At 54.9% G+C, this 14,357-nt stretch carries 16 protein-coding genes; 15 read left to right on the forward strand and 1 reads right to left on the reverse strand.

Annotation, left to right across the window (positions count from 1 at the left end; genetic code table 11):
* Positions 1-13: 13 nt before the first annotated feature.
* The 13 genes from KP806_RS25940 to KP806_RS26000 all read left to right on the forward strand — a co-directional run bounded on the left by KP806_RS25940 (position 14) and on the right by KP806_RS26000 (position 9,602).
* Positions 14-1,135, forward strand: a complete 1,122-nt coding sequence (locus KP806_RS25940) for an MBL fold metallo-hydrolase (RefSeq protein WP_224726679.1) — start codon at positions 14-16, stop codon at positions 1,133-1,135.
* Positions 1,136-1,148: 13 nt separating this feature from the next.
* The gene (locus tag KP806_RS25945) at positions 1,149-1,376 is read left to right on the forward strand and encodes a sulfurtransferase TusA family protein (RefSeq protein WP_224726646.1); all 228 of its coding nucleotides are present in this window, start codon (positions 1,149-1,151) and stop codon (positions 1,374-1,376) included.
* A 17-nt stretch (positions 1,377-1,393) separates the two neighbouring features.
* Positions 1,394-1,876, forward strand: coding sequence for a DsrE/DsrF/DrsH-like family protein (locus tag KP806_RS25950; protein ID WP_224726647.1), 483 nt, complete (start codon positions 1,394-1,396; stop codon positions 1,874-1,876).
* Positions 1,877-1,971: 95 nt separating this feature from the next.
* Positions 1,972-2,238, forward strand: a complete 267-nt coding sequence (locus KP806_RS25955; protein WP_224726648.1) for a metal-sensitive transcriptional regulator — start codon at positions 1,972-1,974, stop codon at positions 2,236-2,238.
* Positions 2,239-2,308: 70 nt separating this feature from the next.
* Entirely contained in the window at positions 2,309-2,680 is a 372-nt protein-coding gene (locus KP806_RS25960; RefSeq protein WP_224726649.1) for a YidH family protein, read from the forward strand.
* Between the two features lie 204 nt (positions 2,681-2,884).
* Positions 2,885-3,649: a sugar phosphate isomerase/epimerase family protein gene (locus KP806_RS25965; RefSeq protein WP_224726650.1), complete on the forward strand. Its 765-nt coding sequence runs from the start codon at positions 2,885-2,887 to the stop codon at positions 3,647-3,649.
* 37 nt (positions 3,650-3,686) lie between these two features.
* The gene (locus tag KP806_RS25970) at positions 3,687-4,325 is read left to right on the forward strand and encodes a ThuA domain-containing protein (RefSeq protein WP_224726651.1); all 639 of its coding nucleotides are present in this window, start codon (positions 3,687-3,689) and stop codon (positions 4,323-4,325) included.
* A 55-nt stretch (positions 4,326-4,380) separates the two neighbouring features.
* Positions 4,381-5,373, forward strand: a complete 993-nt coding sequence (locus KP806_RS25975; RefSeq protein ID WP_224726652.1) for a Gfo/Idh/MocA family protein — start codon at positions 4,381-4,383, stop codon at positions 5,371-5,373.
* An 87-nt stretch (positions 5,374-5,460) separates the two neighbouring features.
* The gene (locus KP806_RS25980; protein ID WP_224726653.1) at positions 5,461-6,573 is read left to right on the forward strand and encodes a hypothetical protein; all 1,113 of its coding nucleotides are present in this window, start codon (positions 5,461-5,463) and stop codon (positions 6,571-6,573) included.
* 100 nt (positions 6,574-6,673) lie between these two features.
* A complete protein-coding gene (locus tag KP806_RS25985; RefSeq protein WP_224726654.1) occupies positions 6,674-7,633 on the forward strand; it encodes an alpha/beta fold hydrolase in 960 nt (319 codons plus the stop codon).
* Positions 7,634-7,770: 137 nt separating this feature from the next.
* Positions 7,771-8,277 carry a TetR/AcrR family transcriptional regulator gene (locus KP806_RS25990; RefSeq protein WP_224726655.1) on the forward strand — a complete coding sequence of 169 codons (507 nt, stop codon included), beginning with the start codon at positions 7,771-7,773 and terminating at the stop codon, positions 8,275-8,277.
* 122 nt (positions 8,278-8,399) lie between these two features.
* Entirely contained in the window at positions 8,400-9,302 is a 903-nt protein-coding gene (locus tag KP806_RS25995) for a hypothetical protein (protein ID WP_224726656.1), read from the forward strand.
* 78 nt (positions 9,303-9,380) lie between these two features.
* Positions 9,381-9,602, forward strand: a complete 222-nt coding sequence (locus tag KP806_RS26000; protein ID WP_224726657.1) for a hypothetical protein — start codon at positions 9,381-9,383, stop codon at positions 9,600-9,602.
* A 151-nt stretch (positions 9,603-9,753) separates the two neighbouring features.
* Here the strand turns inward: KP806_RS26000 and KP806_RS26005 are convergent, their stop codons facing one another.
* Positions 9,754-10,632 carry a LysR family transcriptional regulator gene (locus tag KP806_RS26005; protein WP_224726658.1) on the reverse strand — a complete coding sequence of 293 codons (879 nt, stop codon included), beginning with the start codon at positions 10,630-10,632 and terminating at the stop codon, positions 9,754-9,756.
* A 212-nt stretch (positions 10,633-10,844) separates the two neighbouring features.
* Between KP806_RS26005 and zwf the strand changes: the two genes are divergently transcribed.
* Together zwf and tkt are read left to right on the forward strand one after the other, a co-directional pair.
* Positions 10,845-12,371 (forward strand): glucose-6-phosphate dehydrogenase, encoded by a 1,527-nt coding sequence (zwf, locus tag KP806_RS26010; RefSeq protein ID WP_224726659.1) that lies wholly within the window; start codon positions 10,845-10,847, stop codon positions 12,369-12,371.
* Positions 12,349-14,343: a transketolase gene (gene tkt / locus KP806_RS26015; RefSeq protein WP_224726660.1), complete on the forward strand. Its 1,995-nt coding sequence runs from the start codon at positions 12,349-12,351 to the stop codon at positions 14,341-14,343. Before zwf ends, tkt begins: the two co-directional genes overlap by 23 nt.
* Positions 14,344-14,357 lie beyond the last annotated feature (14 nt).

The following is a 14,357-nucleotide window of genomic DNA, read 5'->3' on the forward strand; positions in this document are numbered from 1 at the left end:
TGTCCCCCTCCCGATGTCGGCGGCTGAAGCTGCCAGAATGGTCATTAACCGCGAGGAGCTGTTCATCCTTGACGTACGCAACTATGAAGACTTCAATAACTGGCATATAGAAGGGCATCGCTTCGATATCGTCAACATTCCATACTTCGAGCTTCTGGACGGAGTGGAGGACGTGCTCGAACGTATTCCGGACGGCCGCAAGGTATTGGTCGTATGCGCCAAAGAAGGCTCCTCGAAATTCGTAGCGGAGCAGCTGACGGAAGCGGGGCGCACATCCATCTATTATTTGAGGGGAGGCATGAAGGCATGGAGTGAGCATCTTGAGCCGGTCAAAATCGCGAATTTGAAGGACGGAGGCGAGCTGTACCAGTTTGTCCGGCTAGGCAAGGGCTGCCTATCGTACATGGTTCTGTCGGGCGGCGAAGCGGCTGTCGTCGACACGCTCCGGATGACGGAAGCATTCGAGAGCTTTGCGAGGGAGCGGGGCGCCGTCATCAAGCACACGATCGATACACATCTCCATGCGGATCACATATCCGGCGGCAAGCGTCTCGCGGACCGCGAGGGTGCTCAATATTGGCTCCCGCCCAAGGATGGGCAGGAGGTCGCATTTCCGTACCGCAGGCTGGAGGAAGGCGAGATTATAACGGTCGGAACGGAAGTCATACGTATTCAGCCGCTGTATTCGCCGGGCCACACCATCGGCAGCACGTCGTTGATCATTGACGACCGCTTTCTGCTTTCAGGGGATATTTTGTTCGTGGAATCGATTGGCCGTCCTGATCTGGCCGGACTTGCGGAGGACTGGGTCGGCGATTTGCGGGATACTCTTTATGAACGCTATATGGAACTGGCACCGGAGCTGACTGTCCTGCCTGCGCATTTCGGCAAGCTGTCGGAGCTGGGCGAGCGCGGTGAGGTATCGGCATTACTGTCGGACCTGTATGAGCGAAATCCAGGCTTAAACGTTGAGGATGAAGCCGAATTCAGGAGATTGGTCACCTCCAATCTGCCGCCGCAGCCGAATGCTTATCAGGAAATACGGCAAATCAACATGGGCAAATTCATACCGACGGAAGAGGAGCAGCGGGACATGGAATCCGGTCCGAACCGCTGCGCTATTCACGATCACTGAGGGGGAACAGAAAATGAAAGCAGATATTATCGTAGATACGAAAGGGCTTGCGTGCCCGATGCCGATCGTCAAAGCGAGAAAAGCGATAACCGCGATGAAAACTGGTCAAGTGATGGAGGTGCTGTCCACCGACAAGGGCTCTCTAAACGATTTTCGGGCATGGGTATCCCAGACGAAAAACGAGCTGATCGCGCATGAGGAGCAAAACGGCGAATACCGCTTTTGGGTCAGAAAGCTTTGAAAGGGGGAATATATAAAATGGATGAGAAATCGCAAAAAACGACGATCGTTCTATTCAGCGGGGATTACGATAAAGCGATGGCCGCTTTCATCATCGCAAACGGGGCGGCGGCTTACGAGCATGAAGTAACGATGTTTTTCACGTTCTGGGGACTGAACACCCTTCGGAAAGAGGCGGCTGTCCGGACGAAAAAAGGCTTCCTGGAGAGGATTTTCGGCGCTATGATGCCGCGTGGAGCGGAGAAGCTGGGCTTGTCGAAGTTAAATATGGCCGGCATGGGGCCCCAAATGATCAAGCATGTTATCCGCAAGCACAAAGCTCTGCCGCTCCCGCAGCTGATCGAGCTGGCGCGTGAGCAGGGCGTCAAGCTGGTCGCCTGCACGATGACGATGGATCTGCTCGGCCTGCAGCAAGAGGAGCTGCTGGACGGACTCGAGTATGGCGGGGTTGCGGCTTATTTGGGAGATGCGTCGGACGGCAAAGTGAATTTGTTTATTTAAAGAAGGGGAAGGCACATTGGTTTCATCTCTTTTTTTTGCGCTATAATATACCCATATACGTATGTGCCGTACGAAAGGAAAGGAAGGGAAGGATCATGGATTACCAGTATACGAATGAAACGAAAACGCGGCTGAGGCGGATCGAAGGGCAGATTCGCGGCGTGCTGCGGCTTATGGAAGAGGGAAAGTCCTGCAAGGACGTTGTCAGCCAGCTTTCCGCCGTCCGCAACGCTGCGGATAGGGCGATGGCGCAAATTGTTGCCGAGAATTTGCAGCAATGCATTCTGGAGGAGCAGGCGGCCGGACGCGACGGCAGCAAGCTGGTGAAGGAAGCCGTCGAGCTGCTGGTCAAAAGCCGCTAAAGCCGTATGCCGCCCCTCGTTCCGTCAGTGCTCGGAAAGGCGGCGGGTGACGTGATGGGAGGTCGAGTGCATGAAAGAGCAGGCGGATCATGAAAGCAAATATATCCAACAGCATTTGGCTAACGAACGCACGTATTTGGCTTGGGTCCGTACAAGCATTACGATTATGGGTCTGGGCTTTCTAGCCGCCGGCATCGTATTCCAGTTCTCCGCGAACGGCGCAGTGGGGCATATGTTGGCTGTTATCGCGGGTATTGGCTCCGCTGTGCTCGGATTTATCATTATGGGACTGGCGACCAGGGAGTATATGATCAAGCGCCGCGGCATCAATACGGAAACGTTTCGTTCGACAGGCATGCTGGTCAAGATGCTGTTCGTTGCGCTGGCGCTTATCGAGGTACTGCTGATTGCGTTGGTTGTGTACATGTTCTTTTGGCTATAAAGCAGTGGATGCCAGGCGGTTTCAGCCGTTTTGGCATGTCCGGCGGCCAGCCATTCGGCGAACTGCAAAGACGGCTAAAGCCCAACGACGGTCAAATGAGCCCCAATGTTCGCTAATCTCGGTAAAGTAGCGCTTTCATGAATGGTGCTACAATGGGAGCATGATTCTTTTACACTATTCGAACAGGAAGAAGGCGTCGATTACATGAAACTGGCCAACATTGCGGCACAGCTGTACACCCTGCGTGATTTTTGCAAAACGGAAGCGGATCTGGAGCAAACCCTTCGCAAAGTGAGGGAGATCGGCTACCAGGCGGTGCAAGTATCCGGTATCGGACCGATTGCGCCGGAAGCGGTCAAACGGATCGCGGATGAAGCGGGCCTGAACATTTGCGCGACTCACGTCAGCTACGACTCGCTCGTGAACGAATTTGAAGCGAATGTGCAAAAGCATAAGCTGTGGAACTGCGAGTATGTCGGCATTGGCGGCTTGCCGGAGCGTTACCGTACGAGCGGGGAGAGCTATGCGGCGTTCGCAAAGGAAGCGTCGGAAATCGGCAGACGCCTGAAGGAGCAGGGGCTTCAGTTTATTTATCACAATCACCAGTTCGAGTTCGAGAAGTTCGGCGGCAGAACGGGAATGGACATTTTGGCGCAGGAAAGCGATTTTGACGCATTTGGCTTTGAGCTTGACACCTATTGGGTACATGTGGGCGGAGTCAATCCGGCTTCGATGATCCGCCGCGTGAACGGACGGATGCGCGTCGTCCATCTGAAGGATTTGGAAATCGTCGGCCATCAGCAGGTGTTCGCGGAAATCGGGGAAGGCAACCTGAATTTCGAGGAAATTATCGGGGCATGCCGCGAGACGGGCGTGGAGTGGTATGTGGTCGAGCAGGACGTATGCCGCCGCGATCCGTTCGAAAGCCTGGCGATCAGCTACAACTATTTAAGCAAGCTCGCTCTCTAAATGTGATATTTTTAAGATTGACAGGAGGAGATGCAAGGTGAAAATCGGCGTAATCTGCCATGATTATTGGCATCCGGGGCAAACGATGACGCAAGGGCTGGAGCCGCTGAAGGCGGAAGGCTTCCGGCTGGATTTCATTCAGGACGGCGAGGCATGCACGAGCTCGTGGCTGGAGGACAAGGCTGCCGTGCTGATCGCCAAATCGAACGACGCTTACACGGCCGATTCGGCGCCATGGCTGACGGAAGAAAAGCAGACGCTGCTGAGGAGTTTCGTGGAAAACGGGGGAGGGCTGCTCGTCCTCCATTCCGGAACGGTCGGTTACCGCAATGAAACGGCATATTTTGAGCTGATCGGCGGCGTGTTTGTCAGCCATCCGAAGGCATGCGAGGTAACGGTTGCCTACGCCGGCGAGCCGGTGCTGCCGGTGAAGGAGCCTGGGAGCTTCACGGTGCATGACGAGCATTATTTTGTCGAGGTGTTGGACGAGCGGATCAAAGTCATCATGACGTCCGTTTCGGAGCACGGTACACAGCCCGCAGGCTGGGTCAGGGAACAGGGCAAAGGACGGGTGTGCGTGCTGACGCCGGGGCATTTTCTAGAAGCGCTGCTGCATCCCGGTTATCAGGCCGCGATCGCCGGAGGGCTGAGATGGTGCGGCGGAGGCTCTTTGTGATAAAGTAGGGTAGTCTCTTACTCTATTATTTGGCAAAAAGGAGCTGGATAAAAGGATGTCTTTGCGTACGATAAAATGGGGCATTTTCGGGCCGGGAGGCATTTCGTCCAAATTTGCCGGGGATTTGAAATACGCTGCCGGCGCCGAGCTGGTCGCCGTCGGCGGCAGAAGCCTGGAGAAGGCGGAGCGCTTTGCCGAGGAGCATCAGGTGCCCCGCGCATACGGAAGCCTGGAGGAGCTGGCGGCTGATCCTGACGTCGACATCGTCTACATCGGTACGCTGCACACCGTGCACAAGGAAAATGCGGCTCAGCTGCTGCGCGCCGGCAAATCGGTGCTGTGCGAGAAGCCGTTTGCGATGAATGCGGCGGAGACGGCGGATATGATCCAGGCGGCCCGGGAAAACGGAGTTTTCCTGATGGAAGCGATGTGGACGCGCTATTTGCCTCCGATCCGCAAGGTAAGGGAGTGGATCGCGGAAGGACGGATCGGCGAGGTCCGCATGCTGAAGGCCGATTTCGGCTTCGACGTCGGCTGGGCCCCGGAGAGCCGTCTGCTCGATCCGGCGCTTGGCGGCGGCGCGCTTCTGGATGCCGGCATCTATCCGGTCTCCTTCGCCTCCATGGTGTTCGGGGCGCAGCCGGAAAAAATCATGAGCAGCGCCAGAATCGGTCAAACCGGCGTGGACGAGCAGTTCTCCCTGCTGTTTGAATATGAGGGCGGACGGACCGCGGCGCTGAACGGAGCGGTTCAGCTCGGAATGGTTAGCGACGCTTATATTTATGGTACTAAAGGATATATTCATATTCCGAACTTCCTGTTCGGCAAAACGGCGTCCCTGCATGTAAGAGGCGATGAGCCGGAGCACTATGCCGACGACCGCGAGGCGAAAGGTTATGCTTTTGAGGCGGAGGAAGCGATGAGCTGTCTGCGCGAAGGCAAGCTGGAGAGCGCCGTTATGCCGGTTGAAGAGACGCTGGCCATTATGGGCACGCTTGACGCCATCCGCAAGCAGTGGGGTCTTCGTTACCCGGCGGACGAATCGTAGTTTTTTTGAATGAGATCAAGCAGGATGCATCGGTATCCTGCTTTTTTTCGCTGTATTCGCTTGGCCAGGGAGGGAGACGAGAGCTTGATGCTTGACTTGAAAAGGAAGCTTCTTCTATTAGGGATTGCAGCACTCATGATGTTAACGGTCATTCCGACGGCGTACGGGCAGGCTTCCGCCGAATCTGCGGGTATCGACCATCCGCTGCTGACGGTCCATTACCCGGTGAAATTTAAGACGGTGAAGCTTCGGCTTGGAATGAGCAAAAAGCAGGTCGGCATGCTGATCGGGAAAGCGAAACGGTATCAGGTGCCGAACCAGGTGTACTACAAGTATCGCGGGATGACGGTGGCTTATGAGGGAGACAGGCTGGCGATGATCGTGCCGGATGAGACCGGAAGCTTGGACGGCGGCGTCAGGCCGGGAATGGAATGGCGGGAAGCGGCGGGGCTGTTAGGCATTAAGGCGGATTCGGGGATTAGAAGCCTATGGTTCAAGGCGGACGCTTCCGGCGTAAAGCAGCTTGACGATCCGGCTGCAATCAAGGCGGCGGAGGAGGATTCGGACGTTTATGTGCTGGATGTCGGCGTGAATGCGCTTGGCGTCGTATCGGCGGTTCAGCTGTACAGCAGGGAGTACAAGAACAAGCTGATGGAAAAAACGGCAGAGATGAACCGGCTTGCGGATTTGTCTTCCGCGCTTCCTCGCCTGACGGTAGAGAATCTGTCGCTGAAGACGGGGGACGGCGTCAGAAGAGCCGCCTTGGGCATGACCAAAGAAGAGGCGGACCGGGTGCTTGGCAAATCAAGAGCGTTCCGGCATGCGTCAGGCATCGTCATGCATCAGTATGACGGCGTTCGGATCTATTACCGCAACGGGCGTGCGGCGGCGATACAGATTGACCTGGACATGGAGTCTACCCGGATTTACCGGACGGCTGGAGGAGAGGTATCCCTGCTGACAAGCGCAGCCAAGCTGGAGCGTTTATTCGGGAAGCCGTACTATGATGACGGTCAAGTACTCGGCTACAAGTTTTACAGATCCGGCAATCGGCTGGTTAAGCTGGGCGCAGATGAGCCTCTTGAGGCGCTTAAAGATAAAGACGTCTACGATCTTAGCCTTATCGTAACGGATGATAAGAACAGGCTGGTTACGTACATGCTGCTCTGCGACCGGCAGTTTGCTTATACGAACAGCTAGTGAGACTGGCGAATAGAAGCCCTCTATGCAAGGCGGACCATTCTCATTACAATGTAGGTAGCGTTTACATAACTAACGGAACCATTAGGAGGAACAAAAAATGCCACAAGTAGATATGCCTTTAAGCCAGCTTGAACAATATGAGGGAAGCAGCCCTCGCCCGGCCGACTTCGACGCCTTCTGGGAGCGTGCGCTGGAGGAAATGAAGGCGGTCGATCCGAGGCTCGAGCTGGTGCCGAGCGAATTCCAGGTGCCGTTTGCGGAATGCTTCGACCTTTATTTTACGGGCGTCCGGGGAGCGCGCATCCACGCCAAATACATCCGGCCGAAGCATGCTCCGGAGCCGCATCCGGCCGTTCTGCATTTTCACGGCTACACCGGCTCCTCGGGCCATTGGCAGGACAAGCTGGCTTACGCCGCGCTGGGCTATTCGTTCTTCTCGCTCGACTGCCGCGGGCAGGGCGGACGATCGGAGGACACGGGCGGAGTCAAAGGAAATACGCATAACGGGCATATTATCCGGGGGCTGGACGATGAGCCGGATCAGCTGCTGTTCCGCCATATTTTCCTTGATACCGCGCAGCTGGCGGGGATTGCCATGCAAATGCCGGAAGTCGATCCGGACAAGGTGATGGCGATCGGCGGCTCGCAGGGCGGAGCGCTGACGATAGCCTGCGCGGCGCTTGAACCGAGAATTTGCAAGCTGGCGCCTGTTTTCCCGTTTTTGGCCGATTACAAGCGGGTGTGGCAGATGGATCTGGCCAAAGACGCCTATGCCGAGCTGCGCACGTTTTTCCGCCACTTCGATCCGCAGCATAAGCGGGAAGAGGAAATTTTTACGAAGCTGGGCTATATTGATATCCAGTATTTGGCTCCGCGCATCCGGGGAGAGGTGCTGTTCGGCATCGGCTTGATGGATACGATTTGCCCGCCGTCGACGCAGTTCGCGGTTTATAATAAAATCACGGCAGCCAAGCGTATGGAAATCTACCCGGATTTCGGGCACGAGGATTTGCCGGGCTTCTCCGATAAGACGATGCAGTTTCTATTGCAGTCTTAATGTGGAGCTGTCTCAAAAGTCGTAGAACGACCGGCGAGACAGCTCTGTTTTTTTCAGCGCCTTTGGCACCTCTTGACATTTGGATGGAAGTGTTAAATAATTTATTTATCAATCAATAAATTGAAAGGAGTATGGATATGGTTGTCCGCGAAGATCGGAAAGAGCAGATTTTAGAACAAGCAGTGGGGGTATTCGCGGAGTTGGGATACTATAAAGCGACGACGGCTATGATCGCTAAGGCGGCCGGTGTGACGCAGCCTTATGTGTTTCATTTTTTCGCAAATAAGGAAGAGCTATTCAAGGCGGTCGTAGACCGGGCGGTTAGGCGGATTTACGAGACGTTCATCGGGGTGGAAGCGCCTGCCGACCAGCTGGAAGAAACGATGGGCATGGCGTTCATCGGGATTATGAATGCGCATAAGGGCGAGATTTTGCTGGTGATGCAGGCCCATTCGATCTCCGAGCCTGCCATTCGGGAGCATGTGCGGGATAAATACCGGCTCATTTACGAAGCGGTCATCGCCAAGTTCAAGCAGGCCGCCCTCAATAATCCGGAAGCGGCGGCGAGCCAATTTATGGCAACCGGACTGCTTATTACTTTGTCGGAAGTGCTGGGGCTTCCTGAGCTTTTGCATTTCAAGTAAGAAAGCTGAACCGGTCGATAGGAGCGGTACAGAAGTAAGCGGCAGCATGAGGCTGCCTTTCATTTTGGAGTTTTATTTATTGACTGATAAATAAATGTTATTCGAAAGAGGTGCGTATCAAAATGAAAGAAAAGGCAAAGGATTTGGATGGAAGGCTGTTTGCCGGCGAGCGCTCGCTCGTCATTGTCGGCTTGCTCGGACTTGCGCTTGCCGGGATGATTGCCGTCTATACCGGATTTAACGGAGCGGCCGTCGGTCCGGAAGGGAATTTGCACAAAGCGTTTTCGTTCGATGCCGCGATCGGGCTGTTCATTTTGTCTATAGCTGCGATCATGCCGCTAGCAGGGCTGAGCCCGCGGAAGCGGAAGGTTATCCGTGTGAGTTTCATCCAAGCAACGTTATACTCCTATGCGGTGGAAACGATCCAGCACTTCCGCGGAATCAATCCCAGGTTCACTCGGGAAGGGACGCTCGCGGACACGATTTTCGGCGGTTTATTCGGACTGGAATCGCTGATCATTATTATCGTTACCGTGCTGGTTGCGATTTCTTTTTTCCGTAAACGCCGGACCGATGATCGGGTGCTGACGGTGCTCGGCATCCGTTATGCGTTTCTTTCCACGATGCTTGCCTTTGCCGGAGGCATCTGGATGATCGCGCTGCAGGGACGTTATACCGGGGATCAAGGCAACCTTATCGTTTCTCACGGCTTAGGCTTCCATGCTCTGCAGGCTCTTCCGCTGCTCGGTCTGCTGCTGGAGCATGCACAGGTCGACGGTAAACGCGCGCGAACGATCGTTCACGCAGGCAGCATCGCCTGGACTTCCGCGCTGGTGCTCATCATGCTTCAAACCGCGCTTGGCCGGACCGTGTTCGAGCTTGGTCCGCTGCCGATTCTGGCATGCATCCTGCTGCTGCTTTGGCTCGCCGCCGCCGCCGTCGCGGTACGGGAGCTTCTGCTCAGACCGGCGGGCGGCATGTCGTCGCTTCTCCGGACTTTGACAGGCCGGATAATGGACCGTTGACCTCAGGGTATGGATCGGTGACGGTATTTGTTTAGGTCAATCGCCCTCCGTCTACACTAATAGAGGAGGTGAGGGGATATGAACCTTGACGGCCATGAATCGCCGTATGGAATCGATCGCGACAAGCTGAAGAGTATTCTGCAGCAGTCGCTGGACCAAGAGACGGAGCTGCTTCGCACGTATACGATAACTTCGGAACGTATTCACGATAACGAGGAGCTGAAGACGCGTCTTCAAAATTTCGCGGAAGGAAACGCGAAGCGCACACGCCAGCTTATGGACGAGATCGGGAGGCTTTAGCTGGACGTTTCGGCTCGGAGCCGGCTGGTAATGAAGGTCAGACAGTACGGTCGGACCGGCATGAAAAAATGTGGGGCTGTCTCAAAGGTCATGCAGATGATGCAGTGACTGGGGAGACAGCCCTGTTTTTATGGTTTGGCGGAAACCGCACCTACTTCATCAGCTCGATAAACTTGGTAGCGCTGCTGGAGAGCGGGACGCTGCGCATAGTCATAATTCCTACGTGGGTAGGGGGCAGCTGCACGTCCAATTGAATTTCGAACAGCGAGCCCTCCTCGAGCTCCTTCGTCACGAATTCCCGCGTCACATAAGAGATACCGAGTCCCTTCCGCGCCAGCTCAATAAGCAGATCTACGCTTCCGACTTCGATTTCCGGCTTAATCGTTAAGCCGTAATTATGGAACAGCTCCGTGATGGCCATTCTGGCCCGGCTGTTGCGCGAGAACAGGATGACGGGGTACTTCAGCAGCATGTCCAGCGACAGCACCGCGCCCTTAAGCTCGGCGTAACGGGCTCCGGCGACAAAACAATCCTTCAGCTGGATACTTTCCCTCACTTCGAGCTGGGGATCGACGATCGGCATGCGGACGACGCCCATATCGATTCTTCCTTCCTTCAGAAAAGAGATGACTTCCGGCGTCGTTCCATGGTTGAGATGGAGCCTGATGCCGGGATGCTGACGGTGATACTCCTCCAGATACGGCAGCAAATAATGCTTGAACAACGAATCGCTGCCGCCGATCCTCAGCTCGCCGCTGTCCAGATTTTTCAAAGAGGTCATTTTTTCCTCGGCTAGCGAGATCAGATTTTGGGACTGCTCGATGTAGGAATACAGCACGGTGCCCTCGTGAGTCAGCGTTACGCCTTTGGAATTCCTGTAAAACAATTGGATGCCAAAACTCTCCTCCAGCTGCTTGATGGAGTGGCTGACGCTTGGCTGCGTCAGGTACAAAGCTTTGGCGGCTTGCGTCAAACTTCCCGTCTTGGCGGCCCAATAAAAAACCTTATATAACTCGTAATTGTTGTTCATAGATGCGGTCTATAGCTCCTGTAAAATATATTAATTACTTGTATGGCTCATAATCGTATTATAGTGGAACTAAGAGAGAGAAACCATAGCTAGCGGCTGGGAATTGCGGTCACGCTGCTCGGCAGCGGCCGCCGCCCACGCCGGAACGTCTAACCGCATTGCGGAAGGATTCGCCAAACTTCTATAGAGCGCAGCTGGAAGGAGTCAGACAGATGGAGCCAACCACGTTTGTCCTGTTTGGAGCAACAGGGGATTTAGCGAAAAGAAAAATTTTTCCCGCCCTGTTCAATTTGTTTATCGATAAGAAGCTTCCGCCATACTTTTCCCTGATCGGACTTGGAAGAAGAGAGCTGACCGATGCGGCATTTCAAGCGAATGTCGAGCAATCGATCCGCAGCTTCTCCAGACGCCAGGCGGAAGATCCGTCTATATTGCAAGAATTTCTGCGGGCATTCCGCTACAGCGTCCTTGATATCGGACGCAAGGAAGATTATCAGAAGCTGCTGCGGATGATCGAGCAGCGGGAAGAGGAGCTTAGCATTCCGCCGAACCGCATGTTCTATTTATCTGTCGGACCCGAATTTTTCGAGACGATCGCAGCGAACATTCAAGAGAGCGGGCTTGGTTCCGCGAAAGGGTGGAAGCGTCTCGTGATCGAAAAGCCTTTCGGCCACGATCTTCAATCCGCACGGGATCTTAACGAGAAGCTTAGCAAAGCTTTTGCCGAAGACGAAGTGTTCCGGATTGACCATTACTTAGGCAAGCCGATGGTTCAAAGGCTCGAAGCTTTGCAGCAGACGAACCCGGTCATCCAGGCGTTATGGAACAACCGTTACATCGCCAACGTTCAGATTACGGCGAACGAAACGGTCGGCGTGGAAGAAAGAGCGGGCTATTACGATCACGTCGGCGCCGTAAGAGACATGTTCCAGAACCATTTGCTGCAATTGCTGATGATGACGGCCATCCGTCTTCCGCAAAAAAGCGATTCCGATAAGGTGCGCTTCAAGAAGAAGCAGCTGATCGAGGCGCTTGAGCCGCTGCAGAAGCAGGATGTCCACGCAAGCGTCATCCGCGGGCAGTACGCGGCCGGAAGCATTCAAGGCAAGCCGGTAGCCGGTTATCAGTCCGAGCCGGGCATTGCGCCTGGATCCATGAACGATACGTTTATCGCCGCCAAATTGCAAATCGACGATTATTTCTGGCGGGGAGTTCCTTTCTATATCCGGACGGGCAAAAGAATGCAGGAGAAATCGACGCGGATCGTCATTGAGTTCAAAGAGCCGCTGAAGCAGGCTTCTGCGGCGAACGACGATCAAATTGCGCCGAACCTTCTCATCATCGAGATGAGCCCGAAGGAAAGCATTACTCTGCAGCTGAACACCAAAGATCCTCAGAATAAAGGGGAGTTCAAGCCGATCCATATCGACCTTAATCCGGGTCAGCAAGAGCTTAACGAAGCTTACGAGAATTTGATTCGCGACGCGCTGCACGGCGACCCTACGTTCTTTGCGCATTGGGACGAGGTTGAGCTGTCGTGGGCCTGGGTTCAGCCGATTCTGGAAGCCTTCGAAGAGAATCTGATTCCGCTTCATCCGTATGCGGCGGGCTCTTACGGTCCGGCCGAGTCCGACGCCCTGCTTGCGAAGGACGGCTTCCACTGGTGGTTCGACTACAAGATTGAAGAAGAAATTGAAGTAAAGGAAGGAAAAGAATATGCTTACAACACAAACCATTGATCAACTGGCGATCGACACGATCCGTACGCTGTCCATCGACGCGATTAACAGCGCCAATTCGGGTCATCCGGGGCTTCCGATGGGAGCGGCGCCGATGGCGTACACTCTGTGGTCCCAATTTTTGAATCACAATCCCGGCCATTCCAAATGGTTCAACCGCGACCGCTTCGTGCTGTCCGCGGGCCACGGCTCGGCTTTGCTGTACAGCCTTCTGCATGTGTTCGGCTATCAGGTGTCGATTGACGATCTGAAGCAATTCCGCAAGCTGAACAGCAAGACGCCGGGACATCCGGAGTTTGGCCACACGGACGGCGTTGACGCAACGACCGGTCCTCTCGGTCAAGGTATTGCCAATGCGGTCGGCATGGCGATGGCCGAAGCCCATCTGGCGGCCAGATTCAACCAAGACGGCTTCCCGGTTGTCGACCATTACACGTATGCGCTTGTCGGAGACGGCTGCTTGATGGAGGGTATTTCCTACGAGGCTATGTCCATGGCCGGCCATATGAAGCTCGGCAAGCTGATCGTGCTGTACGATTCGAACGACATTTCCCTGGACGGAGATCTGAACCTTTCGTTCGGAGAGCATATCCAGAAAAGAGCGGAATCGGCGAACTGGCAATATTTGCGCGTAGAAGACGGCAATGACATTGCCGGCATCGGTGAGGCTATCGCGGCTGCCAAGCAAAACGATTCGCAGCCGACGCTCATCGAGATCCGCACGATCATCGGCTACGGCAGCAAAGCGGCCGGCACGAACAAAGTGCACGGCAATCCGCTGGGCAAAGAAGAAGCTAAGGCAACAAAAGAAGTATACGGCTGGCATTACGAGGAAGAATTCACGGTTCCGGAAGAAGTGAAAGCTCATTTCGAGCAGCTGAAGCAGGACGGCGCGGCCAAAGAAGAACAATGGAACAGTCTGGTCGCTTCCTATACGGCGCAATATCCGGAGCAAGGCAAGGAGCTGTCGCAAGTTATCGACGGAAAAGTGTCGATCGACGCTGCAGACGTCCTGACATTCGATACTTCCAAATCGATTTCGACCCGCGTTGCGAGCGGTGAAGCGATCAATTATTTTGTGAAAACCGTTCCTGCGATTTTCGGCGGCAGCGCCGACCTGTCGCATTCGACGATGACGGACATCAAGGGCGAGCAGAAGTTTGCGGTGGATTCCTACGCGGCCCGCAACGTTTACTTCGGCGTGCGCGAGCATGCGATGGGCGCAGCCGGCAACGGCATGGCGCTGCATGGCGGCGTGAAGCCTTTCGTCAGCACCTTCTTCGTATTCAGCGATTACCTGCGCCCGTCCATTCGTCTGGCTGCGCTGCAAAAGCTGCCTGTCGTTTATGTGTTTACGCATGATTCCATCGCTGTCGGAGAAGACGGGCCTACGCACGAGCCTGTCGAGCATTTGGCTGCGCTGCGCACGATTCCGGGCCTTACGGTCATCCGGCCGACCGACGCCAATGAAACGGCAAGCGCATGGGCCTATGCTTTGCAGCAGAACGAAGGACCGGTCGCTCTCATCCTGAGCAGACAGAACCTGCCTATTTATGAAGCGACAAAAGGCAACGTCAATGCGGTTAGCAAAGGTGCATACGTTCTGGAGGAAACGAACGGCCAGCCGGATGTGATCCTGATCGCCACCGGTTCCGAGGTGTCTCTAGCCGTGAACGCCAAAGCGGAGCTCGAGAAGGACAACGTATCCGTACGCGTCGTTGCTATGCCGAGCAGAGAGCTGTTCGACCGTCAATCCGAGGAATACAAGCAAAGCGTTCTCCCTGCTTCCGTAACGAAGCGTGTGGCGATCGAGGCCGGTATTTCGCTCGGCTGGGACCGTTACGCGGGACCAAGCGGAAAAGTATTGTCGATCGATACGTTCGGCGCTTCGGGCCCTGGCAACCAGGTTCTGGAATACTTCGGCTTCTCGACGGACAATGTCGTTCGCTTGACGAAGGAATTACTGGTATAATAATCATTAGTCCA

The sequence above is a fragment of the Paenibacillus vietnamensis genome, from assembly GCF_020169515.1.
Lineage (GTDB): Bacteria > Bacillota > Bacilli > Paenibacillales > Paenibacillaceae > Pristimantibacillus > Pristimantibacillus vietnamensis.

What these genes read in the sequence shown, in the direction of transcription:
- KP806_RS25940 (WP_224726679.1), top strand. Translation starts at nt 14, where the DNA reads ATGTCGGCGGCTGAAGCTGCCAGAATGGTCATTAACCGCGAGGAGCTG.
- KP806_RS25945 (WP_224726646.1), top strand. Translation starts at nt 1,149, where the DNA reads ATGAAAGCAGATATTATCGTAGATACGAAAGGGCTTGCGTGCCCGATG.
- KP806_RS25950 (WP_224726647.1), top strand. Translation starts at nt 1,394, where the DNA reads ATGGATGAGAAATCGCAAAAAACGACGATCGTTCTATTCAGCGGGGAT.
- KP806_RS25955 (WP_224726648.1), top strand. Translation starts at nt 1,972, where the DNA reads ATGGATTACCAGTATACGAATGAAACGAAAACGCGGCTGAGGCGGATC.
- KP806_RS25960 (WP_224726649.1), top strand. Translation starts at nt 2,309, where the DNA reads ATGAAAGAGCAGGCGGATCATGAAAGCAAATATATCCAACAGCATTTG.
- KP806_RS25965 (WP_224726650.1), top strand. Translation starts at nt 2,885, where the DNA reads ATGAAACTGGCCAACATTGCGGCACAGCTGTACACCCTGCGTGATTTT.
- KP806_RS25975 (WP_224726652.1), top strand. Translation starts at nt 4,381, where the DNA reads ATGTCTTTGCGTACGATAAAATGGGGCATTTTCGGGCCGGGAGGCATT.
- KP806_RS25980 (WP_224726653.1), top strand. Translation starts at nt 5,461, where the DNA reads ATGCTTGACTTGAAAAGGAAGCTTCTTCTATTAGGGATTGCAGCACTC.
- KP806_RS25985 (WP_224726654.1), top strand. Translation starts at nt 6,674, where the DNA reads ATGCCACAAGTAGATATGCCTTTAAGCCAGCTTGAACAATATGAGGGA.
- KP806_RS25990 (WP_224726655.1), top strand. Translation starts at nt 7,771, where the DNA reads ATGGTTGTCCGCGAAGATCGGAAAGAGCAGATTTTAGAACAAGCAGTG.
- KP806_RS25995 (WP_224726656.1), top strand. Translation starts at nt 8,400, where the DNA reads ATGAAAGAAAAGGCAAAGGATTTGGATGGAAGGCTGTTTGCCGGCGAG.
- KP806_RS26000 (WP_224726657.1), top strand. Translation starts at nt 9,381, where the DNA reads ATGAACCTTGACGGCCATGAATCGCCGTATGGAATCGATCGCGACAAG.
- KP806_RS26005 (WP_224726658.1), bottom strand. Translation starts at nt 10,632, where the DNA reads ATGAACAACAATTACGAGTTATATAAGGTTTTTTATTGGGCCGCCAAG.
- zwf (WP_224726659.1), top strand. Translation starts at nt 10,845, where the DNA reads ATGGAGCCAACCACGTTTGTCCTGTTTGGAGCAACAGGGGATTTAGCG.
- tkt (WP_224726660.1), top strand. Translation starts at nt 12,349, where the DNA reads ATGCTTACAACACAAACCATTGATCAACTGGCGATCGACACGATCCGT.